This window comes from Stenotrophomonas sp. YJH_SMC_110 (assembly GCF_059369255.1).
The window spans coordinates 112083-132028 of the sequence record NZ_JCAFSM010000008.1 but is presented as its reverse complement, the minus strand read 5'-3'; the positions used below and the strand labels follow the sequence as shown (position 1 = coordinate 132028).

Here is a 19946-nt window from a genome sequence, read left to right as displayed (position 1 = left end):
CCCCAGCATCCCGCGTTCGGCAGGCGCCGTCACCCGCCGAAAGTCACTGCGCGATGGCGATTCGTCCGGCCATACCGGCTTTCCCACCGGCTGCCCACCACCTATCCACAGGGTTGTCCCTAGCCAGTTTCATCACTGTCATGTGAAGCTGTCATTGTTCCGTTTTCGCGGTGCGTTGTGCCACCGCAATGACGCCTTTCGGACTTGACTGCGCAGCCCGTTCCGGCAGGTCTGAAGCGTCTGATCAGGGCGCCGATGGCACGATCCTTGCGGCGCAAGGGATTGCCGAATTTCACTACATTTGGCGTTGACGGACCCCATTACCCCCACTATCTTGTGGCCGTCGGTCGCAGCAACCCCCATTCCAGGGGTTGCCCCGGGGTACCCATCCGCGATCGTCAACGGCAGTGGCAGGCGCAGGGTCTCATCCCCTGCGACGCCGTCCTGCCATCCTGGGCTGTCATGTCCCGGGCCGCGTCACCCGATGCATCGAGCACCCCCAAATCACGCCAAGAGGACACACGCCGTGAGCACCGAATCCAGCGCCACCATCGAGAAGGAAAGCGAATTCCTGTTGACGTCGCCGCCGACGGCCAACGCGATGAGTGTGACCAAGCGCAATGGGACCACCGAACTGGTGGACCTGAACAAGATCGTGCGTGCGGTGCAGCGTTCCTCCGAAGGCCTGCACGCCGTCGACCCGATGCGCGTGGCCACCCGTACCATTTCCGGCCTGTACAACGGTGCCACCACCCGCGAGCTGGACGAACTGTCCATCCGCACCGCCGCCCTGCTGATCGGTGAAGAGCCCGAGTACGGCCGTCTCGCCGCGCGCCTGCTGGCCAACTACATCGCCAAGGAAGTCTCGGGCCAGGAAATCTACGCCTTCTCGCAGTCGGTCAGCCGTGGCCATGAAGTCGGCCTGATCAACGACCGCCTGCTGAACTTCGTGCAGACCAACGCACGCAAGCTCAACGATGCCATCGACATCTCGCTGGACCTGAACTTCGATTACTTCGGCCTGCGTACCCTGTACGACCGTTACCTGCTGCGCCACCCGCACACCCGCAAGGTGATCGAGACCCCGCAGCAGTTCTTCCTGCGCATCGCCAGCGCGCTGAGCGAGGACGTGTCCGAGACCCTGGCGCTGTACAAGCGCATGGGCAACCTGGACTACCTGCCGTCCAGCCCGACCCTGTTCAATTCCGGCACCACCCACGAGCAGCTGTCCTCGTGCTTCCTGCTGGACTCGCCGCAGGACTCGCTGGAATCGATCTATTCCAAGTACGGCGACATCGCCCAGCTGTCGAAGTTCTCCGGCGGCATCGGCGTCAGCTACACCCGCGTGCGTTCGCGTGGTTCGCTGATCAAGTCGACCAACGGCCATTCCAACGGCATCGTGCCGTGGCTGAAGACCATGGATTCGTCGGTGGCCGCAGTGAACCAGGGCGGCAAGCGCAAGGGCGCGGCCTGCGTGTACCTGGAAACCTGGCACGCCGACATCGAGGACTTCCTCGAGCTGCGCGACAACACCGGTGACGAAGCCCGTCGTGCGCACAACCTGAACCTGGCCAACTGGGTGCCGGACCTGTTCATGAAGCGCGTCGAAGCCGACCAGGAATGGTCGCTGTTCGATCCGCGCGTCGTGCCGGAGTTCACCGACCTGTTCGGCGAAGCCTTCGAGCAGGCCTACCTGCAGGCCGAAGCCCAGGGCAAGGCCAACCGCACCATCTCCGCGCGCAAGCTGTATGCCCGCATGATGCGTACGCTGGCCGAGACCGGCAACGGCTGGATGACCTTCAAGGACAAGTGCAACCGCGCCAGCAACCAGACCCTGCGCCCGGGCAACGTGATCCACCTGTCCAACCTGTGCACCGAAATCCTGGAAGTCACTTCCAACGATGAAACCGCCGTGTGCAACCTGGGTTCGATCAACCTGGGCAACCACTTCGACGAGCACAACGAGTTCGACTTCGAGAAGCTGGCCGAGACCGTTCGCCTGGCCGTGCGCCAGCTCGACCGCGTCATCGACCTGAACTTCTACCCGATCGAAACCGCCCGCCGCGCCAACCTGCGCTGGCGTCCGGTCGGCCTGGGCTGCATGGGCCTGCAGGACGTGTTCTTCCGCAAGCGCCTGCCGTTCGACAGCGCCGAAGCCCGCGCCCTGTCGAAGAAGATTGCCGAAGCGATCTACTTCCACGCGCTGGAAACCTCCTGCGAGCTGGCCCAGGAACGTGGCAAGCACCCGTCGTTCAACGACACCCGTGCCGCCGGTGGCGAACTGCAGTTCGACGCCTGGAACGTGGTGCCGGAAGACACCGCGCGCTGGGATGCCCTGCGCGCCCGCATCAAGGAGCACGGCCTGCGCAACTCGCTGATGATCGCGATCGCCCCGACCGCGACCATCGCCTCGATCGCCGGCTGCTACGAGTGCGTCGAGCCGCAGGTGTCCAACCTGTTCAAGCGCGAGACCCTGTCCGGTGACTTCCTGCAGGTCAACCGCTACCTGGTCAACGAGTTGAAGAAGCTGGGCCTGTGGACCGCCGACATGCGCGATGCCATCAAGCTGGCCGAAGGCTCCATCGCCGGCGTGGCACAGATTCCGGAAACGCTGCGCGAGGTCTACCGCACCGCGTGGGAACTGCCGATGCGTTCGCTGATCGACATGGCCGCCGAGCGTGGCGCCTTCATCGACCAGTCGGCCTCGCTCAACCTGTTCATGGAAAGCCCGAACATCGGCGCGATGTCCTCCATGTACATGTACGCCTGGAAGCAGGGCATCAAGACCACCTACTACCTGCGTTCGCGCCCGGCCACCAAGATCGCCAAGACCACGGTCAGCGCTGCGGCCCCGGCCAAGGTGTTCAGCCCGGACGAAGCCATCGCCTGCTCGCTGGAAAACCCGGAAGCCTGCGAGGCCTGCCAGTAAGACACCGCGCGGTGGGTGCCGACCGTTGGTCGGCACTCGAACACCTCGCACCTGTAGAGCCGAGCCATGCTCGGCTGCGGAAAAACACCCACGGTAGCGCCGGGCCACGCCCGGCGGCTCACCCAGGAATTCAAGGAAACACCCATGGCCGACAAGCCCAAGCAGATGCTGCTCGATCCCGGTTTTGAACTGACCCTGCGCCCGATGCGCTACCCGCAGTTCTATGACATGTACCGGAATGCGATCAAGAACACCTGGACGGTGGAAGAGATCAACTTCCAGATCGACATCACCGACCTGCACAGCAAGATGTCGCCGGGTGAGCGCCACCTGATCCACCGCCTGGTCGCGTTCTTCGCCACCGGCGATTCGATCGTGTCCAACAACCTGGTGCTGAACCTGTACCAGCACTTGAATGCGCCCGAAGCGCGCATGTACCTGTCGCGCCAGCTGTATGAGGAAGCACTGCACGTGCAGTTCTACCTGACCCTGCTGGACAACTACCTGCCGGATCCGGAAGAGCGCGCCAAGGCGTTCTCGGCGGTGGAGAACATCGACTCGATCAAGAAGAAGGCCGATTTCTGCTTCAAGTGGATCGACTCGATCCAGGACCTGACCCGCATCGAGACCCGCGAACAGCGCCGCCAGTTCCTGCTCAACCAGATCTGCTTTGCCGCCTGCATCGAAGGCCTGTTCTTCTTCGCTGCGTTCGCCTACGTGTACTACTTCCGTTCGCGCGGCCTGCTGCCGGGCCTGGCCTCGGGCACCAACTGGGTGTTCCGCGACGAGAGCGCGCACATGGAGTTTGCGTTCGAGTCGGTGCGCGTGGTGCGTGAGGAAGAGCCGGACCTGTTCGACGACGAGATGAAGCAGCAGGTCTACGACATGCTGGCCGAAGCCATCGAATGCGAAGTGCAGTTCGCCGAGGACGTGCTGTCCGGCGGCGTGGCCGGCATCTCGACCCGCGACATGCGCCAGTACCTGCAGCACTGCGCCGACCAGCACTTCGCCAAGCTGGGCATGGAAAAGAAGTACAACGTGCGCAACCCGCTGCCGTTCATGGAACTGCAGGACGTGCAGGAGCTGACCAACTTCTTCGAACGCCGCGTCTCGGCCTACCAGGTAGGCGTTCAGGGCGAAGTCGCCTTCGACATGAACTTCTGATCGAACCGGCCAGGCCTGCCGCAACGAAGAACCCCGGCCAATGCCGGGGTTTTTTGTTTCCGTAGCGTCGAGCCACGCTCGACTGCTGCTCGCAAGAAAGTCGAGCATGGCTCGACTCTACAATCAGCGCCGCCCTTCCACCGCCATGCGCACCGCCAGCCCGGCCAGCACCGTGCCCATCAGCCAGCGCTGCACCATCTGCCAGGTGGGGCGCGCGGCCAGGAAGCCGGCGATGCTGCCGGCGGTCAGCGCGATCATGCCGTTCACGCTGACGCTGACCAGGATCTGGGTGGAGCCCAGCACGATCGACTGCATCAGCACGCTGCCTTCGCCGTCCGGGTGCAGGAACTGCGGCAGCAGCGACAGGTACATCACCGCCACCTTCGGGTTCAGCAGATTGGTCAGGAAGCCCATCGTGAACAGCTTGCGCGGGCTGTCCTGCGGCAGGTCACGCACCGCGAACGGCGAACGGCCGCCGGGCCTGAGCGCCTGCCAGGCCAGGTACAGCAGGTACAGCGCTCCGCCGATGCGCAGCGCGTCGTAGGCGAACGGCACGGTCATCAGCAGGGCGGTGATGCCCAGTGCCGCGCACAGCATGTAGAACACAAAGCCCAGCGCCACCCCGCCCAGCGAGATCAGGCCAGCCATCGGCCCCTGGCAGATCGAGCGCGAGATGACGTAGATCATGTTCGGCCCGGGCGTGAGCACCATGGCCAGCGAAACCAGCGCGAAGGCCAGCAGGTCGGAAGTGGCGGGCATGGGCAGTCCTGGCAGTGGGCGTGGCGCAGTGTAACGCCTGCCGCAGGCGCGGCCTGCGCACGCACCGCTGCCGGGTGACCGTTGCACGTGCATGCCGATGGCCATCACGCCGGTCGCTTAGAATCCGCAGCACCCCACACCGAAGCACCCCCATGACCCCGATCCCCGAGACCGTGCCGCCCACCGAAGTGCGCATGGCTGAAATCGTCTTCCCCAACCACACCAACCACCTGGGCACCCTGTTCGGTGGCCAGGCATTGGCATGGATGGACAAGGCCGCGTTCCTGGCCGCCGCCCGCTATTCGCGCCGCACCGTGGTGACCGCGCGCAGCGACCAGGTCGACTTCAAGCTGCCGATCCGCATCGGCCAGATGGTGGAAACCATCGGCCGCATCGTCGAAGTCGGCCGCAGCTCGATGAAGGTCGAGGTGGAACTGGTCGCCGAGGACCTGCACAGCGGCGAGCGCAAGTTGTGCACCCGCGGCCACTTCGTGATGATCGCGCTGGACGAGGATGGCCACCCGATCGTGGTGCCGCCGCTGCCGGCCGCCTGAGACCACCGGCTGAACCGGTGCTTGCGGGGGCGCTGCGGCGCCCCCATCTGGCAGCCATGACCCTGCCACTGACCGACTTCATCGACCGCGCCGAGCGCCTGTTCGTGCTGACCGGCGCGGGTTGCAGCACCGCCTCGGGCATACCCGATTACCGGGACGCCGATGGCCAGTGGAAACGCACGCCGCCGGTGACCTACCAGGCCTTCATCGGCGAGGCGACCACCCGCCAGCGTTACTGGGCGCGCAGCCTGCTGGGCTGGCCGCGCTTCGGCCTGGCCCGGCCCAACGGCAGCCACCAGGCCCTGGCCGCCCTGGAAAGCCGCGGCAAGCTGCAGGTGCTGTTGACCCAGAACGTGGACGGCCTGCACCAGCGCGCCGGCAGCCGCAACGTGATCGACCTGCATGGCCGCCTGGATCTGGTGCGCTGCATGGGCTGCGAGCGCCGCAGTGGCCGCGAGGATTTCCAGCAGCGGCTGCTGGACGCCAATCCCGGCTGGGACGCGCTGGAGGCCGGCATCGCCCCCGACGGTGATGCCGACCTGGAGACCGATTTCTCCACATTCGTGGTGCCCGACTGCCCGCACTGCGGCGGCGTGCTGAAGCCGGACGTGGTGTTCTTCGGCGAGAACGTGCCGCGCGAGCGGGTGGCGGCGGTGCACGATCATCTGCAGCAGGCCGATGCGGTGCTGGTGGTGGGCTCGTCACTGATGGTCTATTCCGGCTTCCGCTTCGTGCAGGCGGCGGCGAAGGCAGGATTGCCGGTGGCGGCGCTGAACCGCGGCCGCACCCGTGCCGACGACCTGCTGTTGTTCAAGGATGAGCGGGACTGCGCTGAAGCCTTGTCCGGTTGGGTGGCGGGCTGAGCCGAGCGTCGGCTCGGCTCTACAAGGGGCTGTTCGGCGCTCGGCGGCATGATCGGCTGCGAAACAGCGATCCATCCAGACGGTTGATCCAGAAGCCGCGCAGCGGTGCAATACACACCCCCTACGTCGTTCATCACCCCCTTGAGCCAGCTGTTTTCGCCGATCTCGTTCGGCCCCCTGACCCTGTCCAACCGCATCGTCATCGCGCCGATGTGCCAGTACTCCGCCGAAGACGGCCGCGCCAGCGACTGGCACGCCATGCACCTGGGCAACCTGGCGCAGTCCGGCGCCGGCCTGTTGATCCTGGAAGCCACCGCGGTCGAGCCGCGCGGCCGCATCAGCTGGGCCGACCTGGGCCTGTGGGATGACGGCACCGAGGCCGCGCTGGCACAGGTGCTGGCCAGCGTCCGCCGCTGGTCGCCGATGCCGCTGGGCATCCAGCTGGGCCATGCCGGCCGCAAGGCATCCACCGCCCGCCCGTGGGACGGGGGTGGCCAGTTGCCGGCCGGCGATGCGCGTGGCTGGGCCACCGTGGCGCCGTCGCCGCTGCCGTTCCATGCCGCCGATCCGGCACCGCAGGAACTGGACGAAGCCGGCATCGCCGAGGTCATCGCCGCCTTCGCTGCCAGTGCGGTGCGCGCCGAGCGCCTGGGCTTCGAGCTGATCGAGCTGCATGCCGCGCACGGTTACCTGCTGCACCAGTTCCTGTCGCCGCTGAGCAACCGCCGCACCGATGGCTACGGCGGGTCGCTGCCGAACCGCCTGCGCCTGCTGGTGGAAGTGTTCGACGCGGTACGCGCGGCGGTGTCCGACAAGGTCGCCGTGGGCGTGCGCATTTCCGCCAGCGACTGGGTCGAGGGTGGCTGGGACCTGGTGCAGAGCGAAGCACTGGCCCAGGTGCTGGACGCGCGCGGCTGCAATTTCCTGCATGTCTCCAGTGGCGGCCTGGACGAGCGCCAGAAGATCACCGTCGGCCCCGGTTACCAGGTGCCGTTCGCGGCGGCGATCAAGGCCAAGGTGCGCATGCCGGTGATCGCCGTGGGCATGATCACCGAACCGGAGCAGGCCGAATCGATCCTGCGCCATCGCCACGCCGATGCCGTGGCCCTGGCGCGCGGCATCCTCTACGACCCGCGCTGGCCGTGGCATGCCGCCGCCGCATTGCGCGACAGCGTGGAACCGGCGCCGCAGTACCTGCGCTGCGAGCCGCGCGATGCGCGCGGCGTGTTCAAGGCGCGCTGAGGCTCACACCCGCCAGGCCGGCGCCATGCCGGCCCGCAGGTGCTCGAACAGCGCGCGGATCTTGGCGGTGAAGTCGCGGCGATCGCTGACGCAGAAATAGACCTCCATCGGCTCCGGACGCCACGTGCTGTCGGCGCCGAACACGGCCTGCAGGCGTCCATCGCGCAGGTAGGGCTCGGCCACGAACGCAGCCAACCGCGTGATGCCGGCACCGGCCGCCGCCAGCGACGCCAGCGCATCGATGTCATCGCAGACCATGCTCGGCGGTAGCGCGGCGTCCACACGCTGGCCGTCCTTCAGCAGGCCCCAGCGCAACGGCCGGCCATCGGTGGGGAAGCGGTGCAGCAGCCCGCGATGGCTGCCCAGATCCGATGGTTCCTGCGGGGTGCCATGGGCCTTCAGGTAGGCCGGCGAGGCGCAGAACACGAACGGTACGCGTGCCAGCTGCCGTGCGACCACGCCGTCTTCCAGCTGCGCGCCGATGCGGATGCTGGCATCCACCGCCTCTGGACCATGCTGCACGGCGCGGTCGGTCAGCCGCAGTTCCAGCTGCAGCTGCGGGTAGCGTTGCTGCAGTGACGGCAGCAACGGGGCCATGACGTGGCGGCCGAACGCGCTGCTGCTGGCGATGCGCAGCGGCCCGGCCGGTTCGATATCACCGGAGGTGACCATCGCCTGCGCGCGCGCCAGGTCGGCCTCGATGTGGCGGACCTGCGCCAGGTACAGCGCGCCGGCCTCGCTGAGCGCCAGCTGGCGCGTACTCCGGTTCAGCAGCCGTACGCCCAGATGCGCTTCCAGCCGGTTGATGTTCTGGCCGACTGCGGTGGCGCTGATGCCAAGGATGCGGGCCGCGGCGGCAATGCTGCCGGTCTCTGCGGTGCGGGTGAAGCTGCGGATCAGTTGCAACAGGTTCATGACCGACCAGCTTGCCACGGTGATGGCCAAGTATCGCTTGGGACTGAACCAAGCGGTTCGGTTGCATCGGTGATCATCCGGCTGCTGGGCAGGAAGCTGCCCTACACTGTGGCGATGCGCCCCGATTCCATCCTCACCCTGTCCTGCCCCGACCGTACCGGCATCGTCTACCGCGTGTCCGGCCTGCTGTTCGACCACGGCTGCAACATCCTCGACGCCCAGCAGTTCGGCGATGAGGAAAGCGGCCGCTTCTTCCTGCGCGTGCATTTCGACCGTGACGCCGGCCTGCCGCTGGAGACCGTGCACGCCGCGATGGCCACGCTTGCCGAAGGCTTCGGCATGGACTGGCAGCTGCATGATGGCCGCCGCCGGGCACGCCTGCTGGTGCTGGTCAGCAAGCAGGGGCACTGCCTCAACGACCTGCTGTTCCGCGCCCACAGCGGCCAGCTGAAGGTCGACATTGCCGCGGTGGCCTCCAACCACGCCGACTTCGCGCCATTGGCCGCGTCCTACCAGGTACCGTTCCACCACCTGCCGGTGACCGCCGATACGCGTGCGGTGCAGGAGCAGCAGATCATCGACCTGGTCGAGCGCGAGCGCATCGACCTGGTGGTGCTGGCGCGCTACATGCAGATCCTGTCACCCACGCTGTGCCGCGCGCTGGCCGGGCGTGCGATCAACATCCACCACAGCTTCCTGCCCAGCTTCAAGGGCGCGCAGCCGTACCACCAGGCGCACGCGCGCGGGGTCAAGATCATCGGCGCCACCGCGCACTACGTCACCGAGGATCTGGACGAAGGACCGATCATCGAACAGGACGTGGCCCGCGTTGACCATGCGATGGCACCGCGCGAACTGGTGCGGCTGGGCAGCGATACCGAATCGCTGGTGCTGGCACGCGCCGTGCGCCGCCATGTGGAGCACCGCATCCTGCTCAACGGGCATCGCACGGTGGTGTTCCGGTAATCGCCCATCCCGCGTCCGCCGGGCATGGCCCGGCGCTACCCACGGGTGTGATCCGGTAGTGCCGGCCGCTGGCCGGCAACTGCAGAGATCCCGAGGTTGCCGGCCAGCGGCCGGCACTACCGTTGTGGGTCAGGCGGTCGCGATCCCCGCCTTGCCCAGCGCCTCGCGCACCATCGCGTCGTTGGCTTCGGTCACCGGCCGGGTCAGGTCCCACAGGAACTTCACCCGGAAGCCGGACTTCACCGCATCCTGCGCGCTCCACAGCACGCAGTAGTCGCGGGCCAGGCCGCACACGTGCACTTCGCGGATGCGGCGCTCGTGCAGCCAGCCGGCCAGGCCGGTGGCCGGGCGCTCGCCATCGGGGCCATGGTTCTCGCGGAAGGCGCTGTACGAATCCACCTGTTGGCGCGTGCCCTTGCGCAGGATCAGGTCGGCCACGGTCCAGTCCACGCCCGGGTGCAGCGCGGCACCGGCGCTGCCCTGCACGCAGTGGTCCGGCCACAGCGTCTGCGGCTGCGCGTGCAGCAGGATGGTCTCGAACGGGCGTTGGCCGGGGTGCTGGCTGGCGAACGAGGCATGGTCGGCCGGGTGCCAGTCCTGGGTCGCCACCACGGTGCGGTAGCGGCGCTGCGCCAGCAGATCGGCAATCGGTGCCACCAGCGCATCGCCCTGGTCGCAGGCCAGCGCGCCACCGGGCATGAAGTCCGGCTGCAGGTCGATCACCAGCAGGGCGACATCGGCGGCTACTGCAAGCTGATCGAGTGTTGGCTGAATCACGTATTTCTATGACCCTACACCATTGGACTGGTATTCACTAGATGATTTCGTCACGAAAAATGCACTAGCGCTTTACATCTGCAGGCGGTTCAGGATAAGCTGCAGGCTGGATAAAAAAATCCACCCCGGTCTCATTGAAGCGACCGAGGGGCTCTTTAAAGCATTGATAAATAAGAATTTAGGATCTTGGACGCTGCAACGTCTCAGAGCCTAAATCAGGTCCGAGGCGTAAGGAGTTGCGGGTGTTTCACTCTATGCGTCGCTCGTTCAGTCTTCATTCAGACTTTCGCTTGGCAGCGGGTTTGATTGGAACAATCCGGAAATTATAACAGCTTGTCAATTGATTTGGGCAGTTGTTGTTCGGTTCCTGGATTGGATGGACGGATCGGTCCCAGTAGGCACCCTCCAACTCAATGGAGGTAGCCATGTCGAATTCTCGTCCGAAGACGGTGTTCGTACGCAACTACTCTCGCTTCCGTTTCGGGAAGTGGGAGAGCGTATGCAAGCACTGGCGCTCGGCCCCAGGGGCTTAAGCGTCATACCTCACGAGGGGGGGGCTTCCCCCCCTCGTGAGGTACTTCGAGACATGAGCGACACAGCTCCTTCCGTCCACACTAAAAAGGAATAATCATGACTAGCAAGTCTTCTTCAAAAACTACGGCCCATAGAAGCTCGGTATCTGGTCGCTTTGTCACAGAGCGCTATGCCTTGAAGCATCCAAGCACCACCCAAGGTGAAAGAAATCCGAAGCCGTCACCCAAGAAGTAATTAAGGAAAGAGCCCGCGATCTTTGATCGCGGGCTCTTTAATTTTTGGCGTCTCTAGCGAAAGAAGTCGCTAGTCCTTGAGGGGCCGTGGCTCATCTCCGTAGTACAGCAGGCCGATCCTGATCCGTTCGCGCCCGTTCTCGCGGCGGTGGCGGTTGGCATCGCGCAGCGAGTACACGCAGCCGCAGTATTCCTGCTGGTAGAACTGCTCGCGCTTGCTGATCTCGATCATGCGGCTGGCACCGCCGCCCTTGCGCCAGTTGTAGTCCCAGTACTGCAGGCCTTCATAGCGCGAGGCGGCGCGGATGCCGCAGTCGTTGATCTGCGCCATGTTCTTCCAGCGAGAGATGCCCAGCGACGAACTGATGGTGTCGTAGCCGTGCTCGTGCGCATACAGCGCGGTGCGCTCGAAACGCATGTCGAAGCACATCGTGCAGCGGATACCGCGTTCGGGTTCGTTTTCCATGCCCCGCGCACGGCTGAACCAGTTGTCGGTGTCGTAGTCGCAGTCGATGAAGGGAATGCCGTGCTGCTCGGCGAAGCGGATGTTCTCCTGCTTGCGCAGCTCGTATTCCTTCACCGGGTGGATGTTGGGGTTGTAGAAGAAGATCGCGTAGTCGATCCCGGAGGCGGTGATTGCCTCCATCACTTCGCCGGAACAGGGCGCGCAGCACGAATGCAGCAGCAGGCGCTTGCCGTCGGCGGGCAGGGTCAGGGTGGGGCGTTGGAGCTCGGTCATCGTCAGGTACCGCATGGACCGCCGGCAACGGCGGTGGCCCATGCATCAGCGCGTGGGTGAACGGGTCTGGCCGGATACCGTGAACAGGACGCGCGCGGCCACACCGCCTGCACGCGCAGGACGACGACGGCCCCGGCAACCTCCCCGCGGAGATTCCAGGTCGAGTCAGGGGACGGTCGTGTCCCCCGGCCGGGGCCGGTATTCGGGCTGATGGACACGGGCCGCAGCCCACCTACTCCCTGCCGCTTCCCAGGCGCGAGCCCAGTGCTGTTGGCAGGATTCGTTTCCATTCACCGCTGCGGGGCAGCTCCGGAATGGACGCGCGAGGCGCCTTCACCGGATTCCCGTTTAAATCCCTCCCCGCGCCGCAGCGATGGGAGGGATACCTTCGGCGTGTGCAAGGTGGACCTGTTGGTGGCGCCGGTCAAGAGCGCAGGGGTCAGAACCCGCTACGCTGCAACGGGATCCGACCCCAGCGGAAGGAAGGGGTCGGATCCCGCTGCCACGCAGCGGGCTCTGACCCCGGTCGGGATACACCTTCAATGCCCCACGGCCGCCCGCGTGCGGATGTCGTCCAGCCGCTGGTCGTGCAGCAGGCGGCCGTTCTCCCACACGGTCACCATTGCGTCCTCGAAGCCGTCCGGCAGGGTGTCGTCGCCGTTGGCCGGCAGCGGCACCGTGTGCAGGCTGCCATCGTCCAGGCGGCGCAGCAGGCGCATGCGGCCACGCTTGCTGGCCTTGCCGGCGTCGGTGACCGGATCCTTGTAGACGTCAATCCACCCGCCGTCCACCCGCGCCGCCGAGCACTTCAGTGCGAACTTCTGCGTATCGCGGTCCAGCCGCTGCAGCAGCGCACCGCCCATGCCGAAGGCTACGTTGTCGGCGGCGTAGCCGTCGTCGGTGATGCGTTGCAGGATGGTGCGGATGGTATCCGGGTTGATGCCATCGCCCTGGATCACCCGCACGTGGTTGAGCACGCGGTAGCCCTTGCTGTTGAGGGTGTGGCCGAAGGCTTCATCCAGCCGGCGCAGGCTTTCGGCCACCACCTCCACCGGGTCGCCCGAGTCGGGGCGGATGACCAGGGTGGCGCCCGAGGCGATCACGTCATCGCGCAGGGTGGTACCCCAGTGCTCACTGATGGCGCGGTAGATGTCATAGCTGTCCGATACCACCGCCACGATCGCACCGGGCGTGCCGAACTGGCGCAGCATGTTGCGGTAGGCGTCCACCTCGCGCTCGCGGCCCCAGCTGGTGATGGTGCTGTGCTCGGCGGCGGGAATCGAATAGCCGGCCATCGGCGCGTGATAGTGCGCGCGCGCCAGGCACAGCGCCGATACGGTATCGGTGCCGAGGAAGTTGACCAGGTGTGCGGCACCGCCCAGCGCGGCCGATTCCAGGCTCGATACACCGCGCGCGCCGAAGTCGTGCAGCTTGAACGGCAGCTGCCCCTGCGGATCGTCGCTGGTCTGCTGCAGGAACGCGGCGATGGTCTGCCGTGCGTGCCAGCTGATGGTGGCCACGGTGACTGGATACCACACCCGCAGCAGCAGCGTTTCCAGGTACGACGGCACCCAGAACGCGGCCGGATCGGTCGACTCGATCGTCATCAGTGCTTGGTGGGTAGGCACCACGCTGCCCTCGGGCACGGCGCGGATGCGCACCGGCAGGTGGCCGCCAAGCCGGTCGACGATATCGCGCCAGCCGGCCTCGTTGAACGGTTCGCCATGCGCGGCGAACACCGCAGCAGCGTCGTCGATGTCGGCGTGGGTGACCGGCCGTGCCAGCGCGTCCTTGAGGATCGCCTGCAGGCCGAAGAACACCGTGCGATCGTGCAGGCCGCCACGTGATTCGACGTAGAAGAACGTGGCATCGGTACCCGGCGGGTACTGCAGCCAATGGCTGGCCTTGTAGCTGTCGGTGTTGAGGAGAAGATTATCGAGGTAGTGCATGACGGAAGCTCCTTCGCGTCGGGTGGCACCGGCGGTCTATCCGCCAGTGGGACAGCCGGGCCGGTCAGCCGCGGCCGAGGAAGTACTCCAGGATGTGCAGGTGGTCTTCGAACAGTTGCGGGCCCATGTCCAGTGCTTCACTCACCGGTATCCAGCGTGCCTTGTCGGCATCGTCGCCACCGCGCACCGGCGGCAGCTCGCCGGCCGGAAACTCGAAGTGGAAACCGTGGGTGATGGTGCGGCCACGCTGGCTGCGGTCCGGGTGGTCGAACACCTGCTGGCCCTTCAGCGACCCCTTCAACACCGGCAACGGAATCTTCAGGCGGGTTTCCTCGCGCAGTTCGCGCAGGCAGCTGTCGAGCAGGCTCTGTTCCTGGCCGACGAAGCCGCCGGGCAATGCCCACAGCCCCTTGCCGGGTTCCGAGCGGCGACGCACCAGCAGCACGTGGCCCGAATGCACCACCACCGCATCGGTGGTGACGAAGGTGGGCGCGTAGGGCGCATCCTTCCAGGCGGCCTTGTACTGTTCGATGAAGCGGTACTCGGCCACCAGCTGGCCATACGCAGGCGCACTCTTGCGGAACGCTTCGAGCATGTCGTACACCGGCGCCGGCACATTGCCACGCAGCATCAGCAGCGCGCCGTGGAAGTCGACGTCGCCGGCCTCGAACAGGTAGCGCCGCAGCTCGGTGGCCGACAGGGTGGCGGTGTGCTGCACGTCCACCAGTGGCCACTGCGGGAACTCGCGCAGGTAGTAGCTGGATGCATCCTTGTCCATGCCGATCAGGCCCACCCTGGCATCGGCGGCGGCACCGTCGTTGCGCAGGGCGTCAGCCACCTGGCGCTGCACGTTGGCGATCCACTGTGCTTCATTGTACAGGTGGTCACGCAGCGGGCGGATCAGCAGACGGTCGGTGTGGCCGTCGAGGGCCGCCTGGATCATCACGGCGCGTTCGGCCACGGTCCAGGGATTGCGCAGGCTGCGGGGGGTATCGGCAGAGCCGACCAGGAAGATCAGCTTGCGGGCCCGGCTCAGGGCCAGGCGGGCAACGGCGGCGTGGCCGTTGTGGAAGGGCTCGAATCGCCCGATGAAGACGAGATAGTCGAATTCCATGAGAATCCCTCATGTCGTTGTGGCAGCCGCGGGTCTGTCCCTTGGCTTGCTGCAGATGCTACGCCGATGGCGGGGCGGGTCAAGCCTGCAGCCGTGCCTTCTGCTGAACGGCGCATTGCGTGCGCGGACTGCGCCGTTGTTCTCAGGCCCTGAGAAGCCCCTGCGCCATACTGCAACCCACGCGGCGGACGGCATGCTCGGGGGCAAGACAGTGGCGGACAAGTACTGCGATCTGGTCATGAAAGGCGGCATCACCAGCGGCATCGTGTACCCCAATGCGGTACTGGCGCTGGCCCGCGAGTATCGCTTCAAGAGCATCGGCGGCACTTCAGCCGGCGCCATTGCGGCAGCGGTGGCGGCTGCAGCGGCCTGCGGCGATCGCCGCCAGCAGGCCGGCGAGCAGCTGCCCGGCGATGCAGGCTATGGCGGGCTGTCGGCGGTGTCGGCACAGCTGTCCCGGCGCGGCTTCATCTACAGCCTGTTCCAGCCGGCGCGCGGCGCGCGCGCGGCCTATCGGCTGCTGGTGGTGCTGACCGGCAATGCCCGCCTGCCGCACAAACTGCTGTGCCTGGCCGTTGCGGTATTCGAGATCGCGCCGCTGGAAGTGCTGGTGTCGCTGGCACTGCTGCTCGGCCTGGGTTGGTGGGGCGGTGGCTGGAGCGGCGTGGCCGCCACGCTGCTGCCATCACTGCTGTGCGCCTACGGTGCGGGTGTGGCCGGTGCCGCGCTGCGGGTCGCGCGGGTGGCGCGCCGCAACCTGCTGGGCCTGTGCAGCGGCCTCAGCCGCGATCCACGCAGGCCGGCGCTGACCGAGTGGTTGCATGAATGCCTGCAGCAGCTGTCCGGCAAGCCGCTGGATGCACCGTTGACCTTCGCCGACCTGCACGATGCGCCGCGCTACGCCGGTGAGCCGGACAGCCCGCATGCGATCAGCCTGCAGATGATCACCACCTGCATCTCACACAATGAGCCGCGCACGCTGCCGCTGGGCGGTGCGCAGTTCTGGTTCCTGCGCGAGGAGTTCGAGCAGCTGTTCCCCGCCAGCGTGGTGCAGTGGCTGGTGAGCCAGGCCGGCCCGCCGCTGGAGGTGGACGGGCGGCAGTACTACCACCTGCCACAGGGCCCGAAGCTGCCGGTGCTGGTGGCCACGCGCATGAGCCTGAGCTTCCCGCTGCTGATCAGCGCGGTGCCGCTGCATGAACCCTCACGCCGCGAACGACGCTGCGAACCGACCGCCCCCGCAGCCGACCAGGAGCACAACGTTGCCGACAGCATGGAAGGGCTGACCAGTGCCGGGCAGACCTGCGGCCCGGTGATCACCGCCTTCCGCATCTGCTGGTTCTCCGATGGCGGCATCAGCAGCAACTTCCCGATCCATCTGTTCGACGCCGCGCTGCCGCGCTGGCCGACCTTCGCCATCAACCTGGTCTATCCACAGCACGCCGAAGCGGTGAGCCGGGGCAGCGGCGGCCGCCAGGCGCTGGAACATGCGGTGTTCCTGCCCACCGAAAACCGCCACGGCTGGCAACGGCATTACCAGTCCATCGCCACGCCACTGGCCGCAGCCGAGCTGGGTCGTTTCCTGTTCGCGGTGGTGGCGACCATGCAGAACTGGCGCGACCTGCTGCAGGCGCGCGCACCGGGCTACCGCGACCGCATCGTGCACGTCAGCCTGCAGGGCGACGAGGGTGGCATGAACCTGGACATGCCGCAGGACGTGCTGACCCGCATCGCCGACAAGGGCAGTCTGGCCGGTGCGCGCTTCTGTTCGTTCTCGTTCGAGAACCACTACTGGATCCGCTGGCGCAACCTGGCCTCGGCCTACCAGCGCTACACGCTGGAAGTGGCGCGCACCGATGATCCGGCGCAGCAGGTGCTGGCCTACCGCGCGGCGTACGCGATGGTCGCCAGCGGTCAGCCGACGCCACCGTCGTACAAGCTGGGCTCGGAAGACAAACGGCTGGCCTCGCAGCAGTTGTGGGGCTTGATGGTCGAGCAGGGCCGCACCTGGGAGGACCTCGGCCCGGACCTTACCGACGGCGCACCGCGTCCGCTGCCGCAGATGAAGGTGACCCCGATCTACTGACCCGATCCTGCGGTCGAATCGGGGTCAGATCCGTTTCCGCAGGAAAACGGATCTGACCCCGCAGTGGTTGCTGCTCTTGCCGGCCAGCGGCCGGCACTACCACGGGTGCAGGGCGCAGCCCTGCAGAACCCCCTATCGCCCCGGCAACTGCGCGAACGCGCGCTGCATGCAGTCCTCGCGCGGGCACACCCGGCACCCCGGGCCGATCGATACCGAATTGCCCGGGCTCTGCACATCCAGCCCCAGTGAATACACCAGGCGTTCGGCATGCTGCAGGTCGCAGCCCAGCGCCACCGCGAAGGTCTTGCGCGGTTGGCCATGGCCGACCGGGCCACTGCTGACCTGCCGCGCCAGCCAGAAATGACGGCGGCCATCGGGCATGCGCGCGGTCTGGGTGAGGATGCGCCCGGGTTGGTTGAACGCCTCGTAGACGATCCACAGCGGGCACGATCCACCCACCTGCGAGAAGTGGAAATCGGTGGCCGAATGGCGCTTTGAGACGTTGCCGGCGCGGTCCACGCGGATGAAGAAGAACGGCAGGCCGGGCGCGCTGCGCCGTGCCAGCGTGCTCAGCCGGTGGCAGACCGCTTCGAAGCCGACGCCGAACTGGTGCGCCAGCAGTTCGATGTCGTAGCTGCTGGTTTCGGCTGCACGCAGGAAGCGCATGTACGGCATCACCAGCGCACCGGCGAAATAGTTGGAGAGACCGATCCGCGCCTGCGCGATGCGTGCCTCATCGGTGAACCCGGCGCGCGCCACCACCGCATCGATCTGCGGCAGGTAGCCGTGCAGGGCCAGCTCGGCCGCCATCTGGAACGCCTGCTGTCCGGGCTCCAGGTAATCGGGCAGCCACAGCCGCCGCGCACCGGCATCGTAGTGCCGCTTTTCGCGCCCGGCCTGCAGTGCGGCCACTTCCACCAGCACGCCATGGCGGTCGGCCAGCAGCTGGCGCAGCCGCAGTGCCACATGCCCGGGCGACAGCCCCCATTCGGCGAACAGCTGCTCGGCCAGCTCGTCCAGCTCGGGAATGTGGTTGTGCATGCGGTTGAAGAACTCGCGCACCTGGTCACCGGCGGGCAGGGTGCTGCCGGCGCCGGGCTCGCCCAGCTGGAACTCCAGTGCGGCCGCGTGCTCGCGCAGCGCCAGGTGACGACGGTGCAGGTCCAACAGCGCGCGGCTGACCTGCGGCAGGTTGCCGGCCAGGGCGCGCAGTTCGGTCGCGCTGACCTCGGCCAGGCCCAGGTCGCGCAGGGTTTCGCCCAGCGCCTCCTGCAGGGCGGCGGGCTCATCGTCATCGAACAGCGAGGAAACGTCGCCCAGCACCTCTCCCAGCTTCTTCTGCACCGCCGGTGTCAGTGGGCGCTTGTTGCGCTCGATCTGGTTCAGGTAGCTGGCCGACAGCCCCAGCGCACGCGCCAGATCGGCCTGGCTGTAGCCGCGCTGCTCGCGCAGCCGCAGCAGGCGCAGGCCGAGTTGCCGCTGGGGAGCTGAATAATTCACAGAATTAACAGGAATCGTGGGGCGTGTTGGCCAGATTAAGCGGATTCAGCCCGGAAATCGAGCCGGGTGCTGTGAATAATGCCAAGCATCTTTCGCACCCTGTGGGATTGTCGTCATGACTGTTGCAGCGCCCCGTATCCGCATGCTGATCGATGGCCAGTTCGTTGAATCGGCCACTTCCCACTGGCAGGACGTGATCAATCCGGCCACCCAGGACGTGCTGGCCCAGGTGCCGTTCGCCACCACCGGCGAAGTGGACGCCGCCGTCGCCGCCGCCAAGGAAGCCTTCAAGACCTGGCGCAAGACCCCGATCGGCACCCGCGCGCGCATCTTCCTGAAGTACCAGCAGCTGATCCGCGAAAACATGAGTGAGCTGGCCCACATCCTCACCGCCGAACAGGGCAAGACCCTGCCGGACGCCGAAGGTGATGTGTTCCGCGGCCTGGAAGTGGTCGAGCACGCCGCCGCCATCGGCAACCTGCAGCTGGGCGAGCTGGCCAACAACGTGGCCAATGGCGTGGACACCTACACGATCATGCAGCCGCTGGGCGTGTGCGCTGGCATCACCCCGTTCAATTTCCCGGCGATGATCCCGCTGTGGATGTTCCCGATGGCGATTGCAACGGGCAACACCTTCATCCTCAAGCCGTCCGAGCAGGACCCGATGGTCACCATGCGCCTGGTCGAGCTTGCCCTGGAAGCCGGCATTCCGAAGGGCGTGCTGAACGTCGTCCACGGCGGCGAGGAAGTGGTCAACGCGATCTGCGACCACCCGGACATCAAGGCCGTGTCGTTCGTCGGGTCCACCCGCGTCGGCACCCACGTCTACAACCGCGCCTCGCTGGCCGGCAAGCGCGTGCAGTGCATGATGGGCGCCAAGAACCACGCCGTGGTGCTGCCGGACGCCAACAAGGAACAGACCCTCAACGCAATGGTCGGTGCCGCCTTCGGTGCCGCTGGCCAGCGCTGCATGGCGGCTTCCACGCTGGTGCTGGTCGGTGAAGCGCGCAACTGGGTGCAGGACCTGGTGGCCAAGGCCCAGACCCTGAAGGTCAGCGCCGGCACCGTGTCCGGTACCGACGTCGGCCCGGTCATCTCCTGCAGCGCCCGCGAGCGCGTGGAAGGCCTGATCGCCTCGGGCGTGGAGCAGGGCGCCAAGCTGGTGCTCGATGGCCGCAAGCCGCAGGTCGATGGCTTCGAGAAGGGCAACTTCGTTGGCCCGACCATCTTTGCCGGTGTCACCACCGACATGCGCATCTACCAGGAAGAAATCTTCGGGCCGGTGCTGGTCATCCTCGAAGCGGAAACGCTGGAAGAGGCCATCGCGATGGTCAACAGCAACCCGAACGGCAACGGCACCGCACTGTTCACCCAGTCCGGCGCTGCCGCGCGCAAGTTCCAGGAAGACATCGACGTCGGCCAGGTCGGCATCAACGTGCCGATCCCGGTGCCGGTGCCGCTGTTCTCGTTCACCGGTTCGCGCGCCTCCAAGCTGGGTGACCTGGGCCCGTATGGCAAGCAGGTGGTGCTGTTCTACACCCAGACCAAGACGGTCACCGCGCGCTGGTTCGATGACGAGACGCTGAGCCACGGCGTCAACACCACGATCAGCCTGAAGTAAC

15 protein-coding genes and 1 riboswitch are annotated in these 19946 nt (G+C 66.4%); of the genes, 8 read left to right on the top strand and 7 right to left on the bottom strand.

Annotated elements, in window-relative coordinates; genetic code table 11:
* Nucleotides 1-526 precede the first annotated feature (526 nt).
* On the top strand, nt 527-2929 hold the full coding sequence (locus AC5P6H_RS15490) for a ribonucleoside-diphosphate reductase subunit alpha (RefSeq protein WP_014645579.1): 2403 nt from the start codon (nt 527-529) through the stop codon (nt 2927-2929).
* Between the two features lie 144 nt (nt 2930-3073).
* Complete coding sequence (locus tag AC5P6H_RS15485; protein WP_005420683.1) at nt 3074-4093, top strand: ribonucleotide-diphosphate reductase subunit beta; 1020 nt, start codon at nt 3074-3076, stop codon at nt 4091-4093.
* Between the two features lie 123 nt (nt 4094-4216).
* Here the strand turns inward: AC5P6H_RS15485 and AC5P6H_RS15480 are convergent, their stop codons facing one another.
* A complete protein-coding gene (locus AC5P6H_RS15480) occupies nt 4217-4852 on the bottom strand; it encodes a LysE family translocator (RefSeq protein WP_032956621.1) in 636 nt (211 codons plus the stop codon).
* A gap of 152 nt (nt 4853-5004) precedes the next feature.
* On the opposite strand from AC5P6H_RS15480, the gene AC5P6H_RS15475 reads away from it, so the two are divergent.
* From AC5P6H_RS15475 to AC5P6H_RS15465, 3 genes are all read left to right on the top strand, one after another.
* Nucleotides 5005-5406 carry an acyl-CoA thioesterase gene (locus AC5P6H_RS15475; RefSeq protein ID WP_495202856.1) on the top strand — a complete coding sequence of 134 codons (402 nt, stop codon included), beginning with the start codon at nt 5005-5007 and terminating at the stop codon, nt 5404-5406.
* Nucleotides 5407-5462: 56 nt separating this feature from the next.
* Entirely contained in the window at nt 5463-6269 is an 807-nt protein-coding gene (locus AC5P6H_RS15470) for an NAD-dependent protein deacetylase (protein WP_445392089.1), read from the top strand.
* A gap of 141 nt (nt 6270-6410) precedes the next feature.
* Nucleotides 6411-7511, top strand: coding sequence for an NADH:flavin oxidoreductase/NADH oxidase (locus AC5P6H_RS15465; protein ID WP_014645582.1), 1101 nt, complete (start codon nt 6411-6413; stop codon nt 7509-7511).
* A 3-nt stretch (nt 7512-7514) separates the two neighbouring features.
* On the opposite strand, the gene AC5P6H_RS15460 is transcribed toward AC5P6H_RS15465, so the two are convergent.
* Nucleotides 7515-8426 carry a LysR family transcriptional regulator gene (locus AC5P6H_RS15460; RefSeq protein ID WP_495202855.1) on the bottom strand — a complete coding sequence of 304 codons (912 nt, stop codon included), beginning with the start codon at nt 8424-8426 and terminating at the stop codon, nt 7515-7517.
* Nucleotides 8427-8540: 114 nt separating this feature from the next.
* On the opposite strand from AC5P6H_RS15460, the gene purU reads away from it, so the two are divergent.
* Entirely contained in the window at nt 8541-9392 is an 852-nt protein-coding gene (gene purU, locus AC5P6H_RS15455; RefSeq protein WP_005411937.1) for a formyltetrahydrofolate deformylase, read from the top strand.
* Nucleotides 9393-9521: 129 nt separating this feature from the next.
* Here purU and pncA read toward each other — a convergent pair whose 3' ends face one another.
* The 4 genes from pncA to AC5P6H_RS15435 form a co-directional block, all read right to left on the bottom strand.
* Nucleotides 9522-10166 carry a bifunctional nicotinamidase/pyrazinamidase gene (pncA, locus tag AC5P6H_RS15450; protein WP_495202870.1) on the bottom strand — a complete coding sequence of 215 codons (645 nt, stop codon included), beginning with the start codon at nt 10164-10166 and terminating at the stop codon, nt 9522-9524.
* An 840-nt stretch (nt 10167-11006) separates the two neighbouring features.
* The gene (locus AC5P6H_RS15445) at nt 11007-11690 is read right to left on the bottom strand and encodes an epoxyqueuosine reductase QueH (protein WP_483286776.1); all 684 of its coding nucleotides are present in this window, start codon (nt 11688-11690) and stop codon (nt 11007-11009) included.
* A gap of 161 nt (nt 11691-11851) precedes the next feature.
* A riboswitch (cobalamin riboswitch) is annotated at nt 11852-12081 on the bottom strand.
* Between the two features lie 133 nt (nt 12082-12214).
* Nucleotides 12215-13624, bottom strand: a complete 1410-nt coding sequence (locus AC5P6H_RS15440) for a nicotinate phosphoribosyltransferase (RefSeq protein WP_329890309.1) — start codon at nt 13622-13624, stop codon at nt 12215-12217.
* 64 nt (nt 13625-13688) lie between these two features.
* Nucleotides 13689-14738 (bottom strand): bifunctional nicotinamide-nucleotide adenylyltransferase/Nudix hydroxylase, encoded by a 1050-nt coding sequence (locus AC5P6H_RS15435; RefSeq protein ID WP_014645588.1) that lies wholly within the window; start codon nt 14736-14738, stop codon nt 13689-13691.
* Nucleotides 14739-14931: 193 nt separating this feature from the next.
* Here AC5P6H_RS15435 and AC5P6H_RS15430 point away from each other — a divergent pair, with 193 nt between their 5' ends.
* A complete protein-coding gene (locus AC5P6H_RS15430) occupies nt 14932-16824 on the top strand; it encodes a patatin-like phospholipase family protein (RefSeq protein ID WP_495202854.1) in 1893 nt (630 codons plus the stop codon).
* A 132-nt stretch (nt 16825-16956) separates the two neighbouring features.
* Here the strand turns inward: AC5P6H_RS15430 and AC5P6H_RS15425 are convergent, their stop codons facing one another.
* Nucleotides 16957-18324: a helix-turn-helix domain-containing protein gene (locus AC5P6H_RS15425; protein ID WP_401729168.1), complete on the bottom strand. Its 1368-nt coding sequence runs from the start codon at nt 18322-18324 to the stop codon at nt 16957-16959.
* A 115-nt stretch (nt 18325-18439) separates the two neighbouring features.
* Here AC5P6H_RS15425 and AC5P6H_RS15420 point away from each other — a divergent pair, with 115 nt between their 5' ends.
* On the top strand, nt 18440-19945 hold the full coding sequence (locus AC5P6H_RS15420) for a CoA-acylating methylmalonate-semialdehyde dehydrogenase (protein ID WP_014645591.1): 1506 nt from the start codon (nt 18440-18442) through the stop codon (nt 19943-19945).
* Nucleotide 19946: the final 1 nt, after the last annotated feature.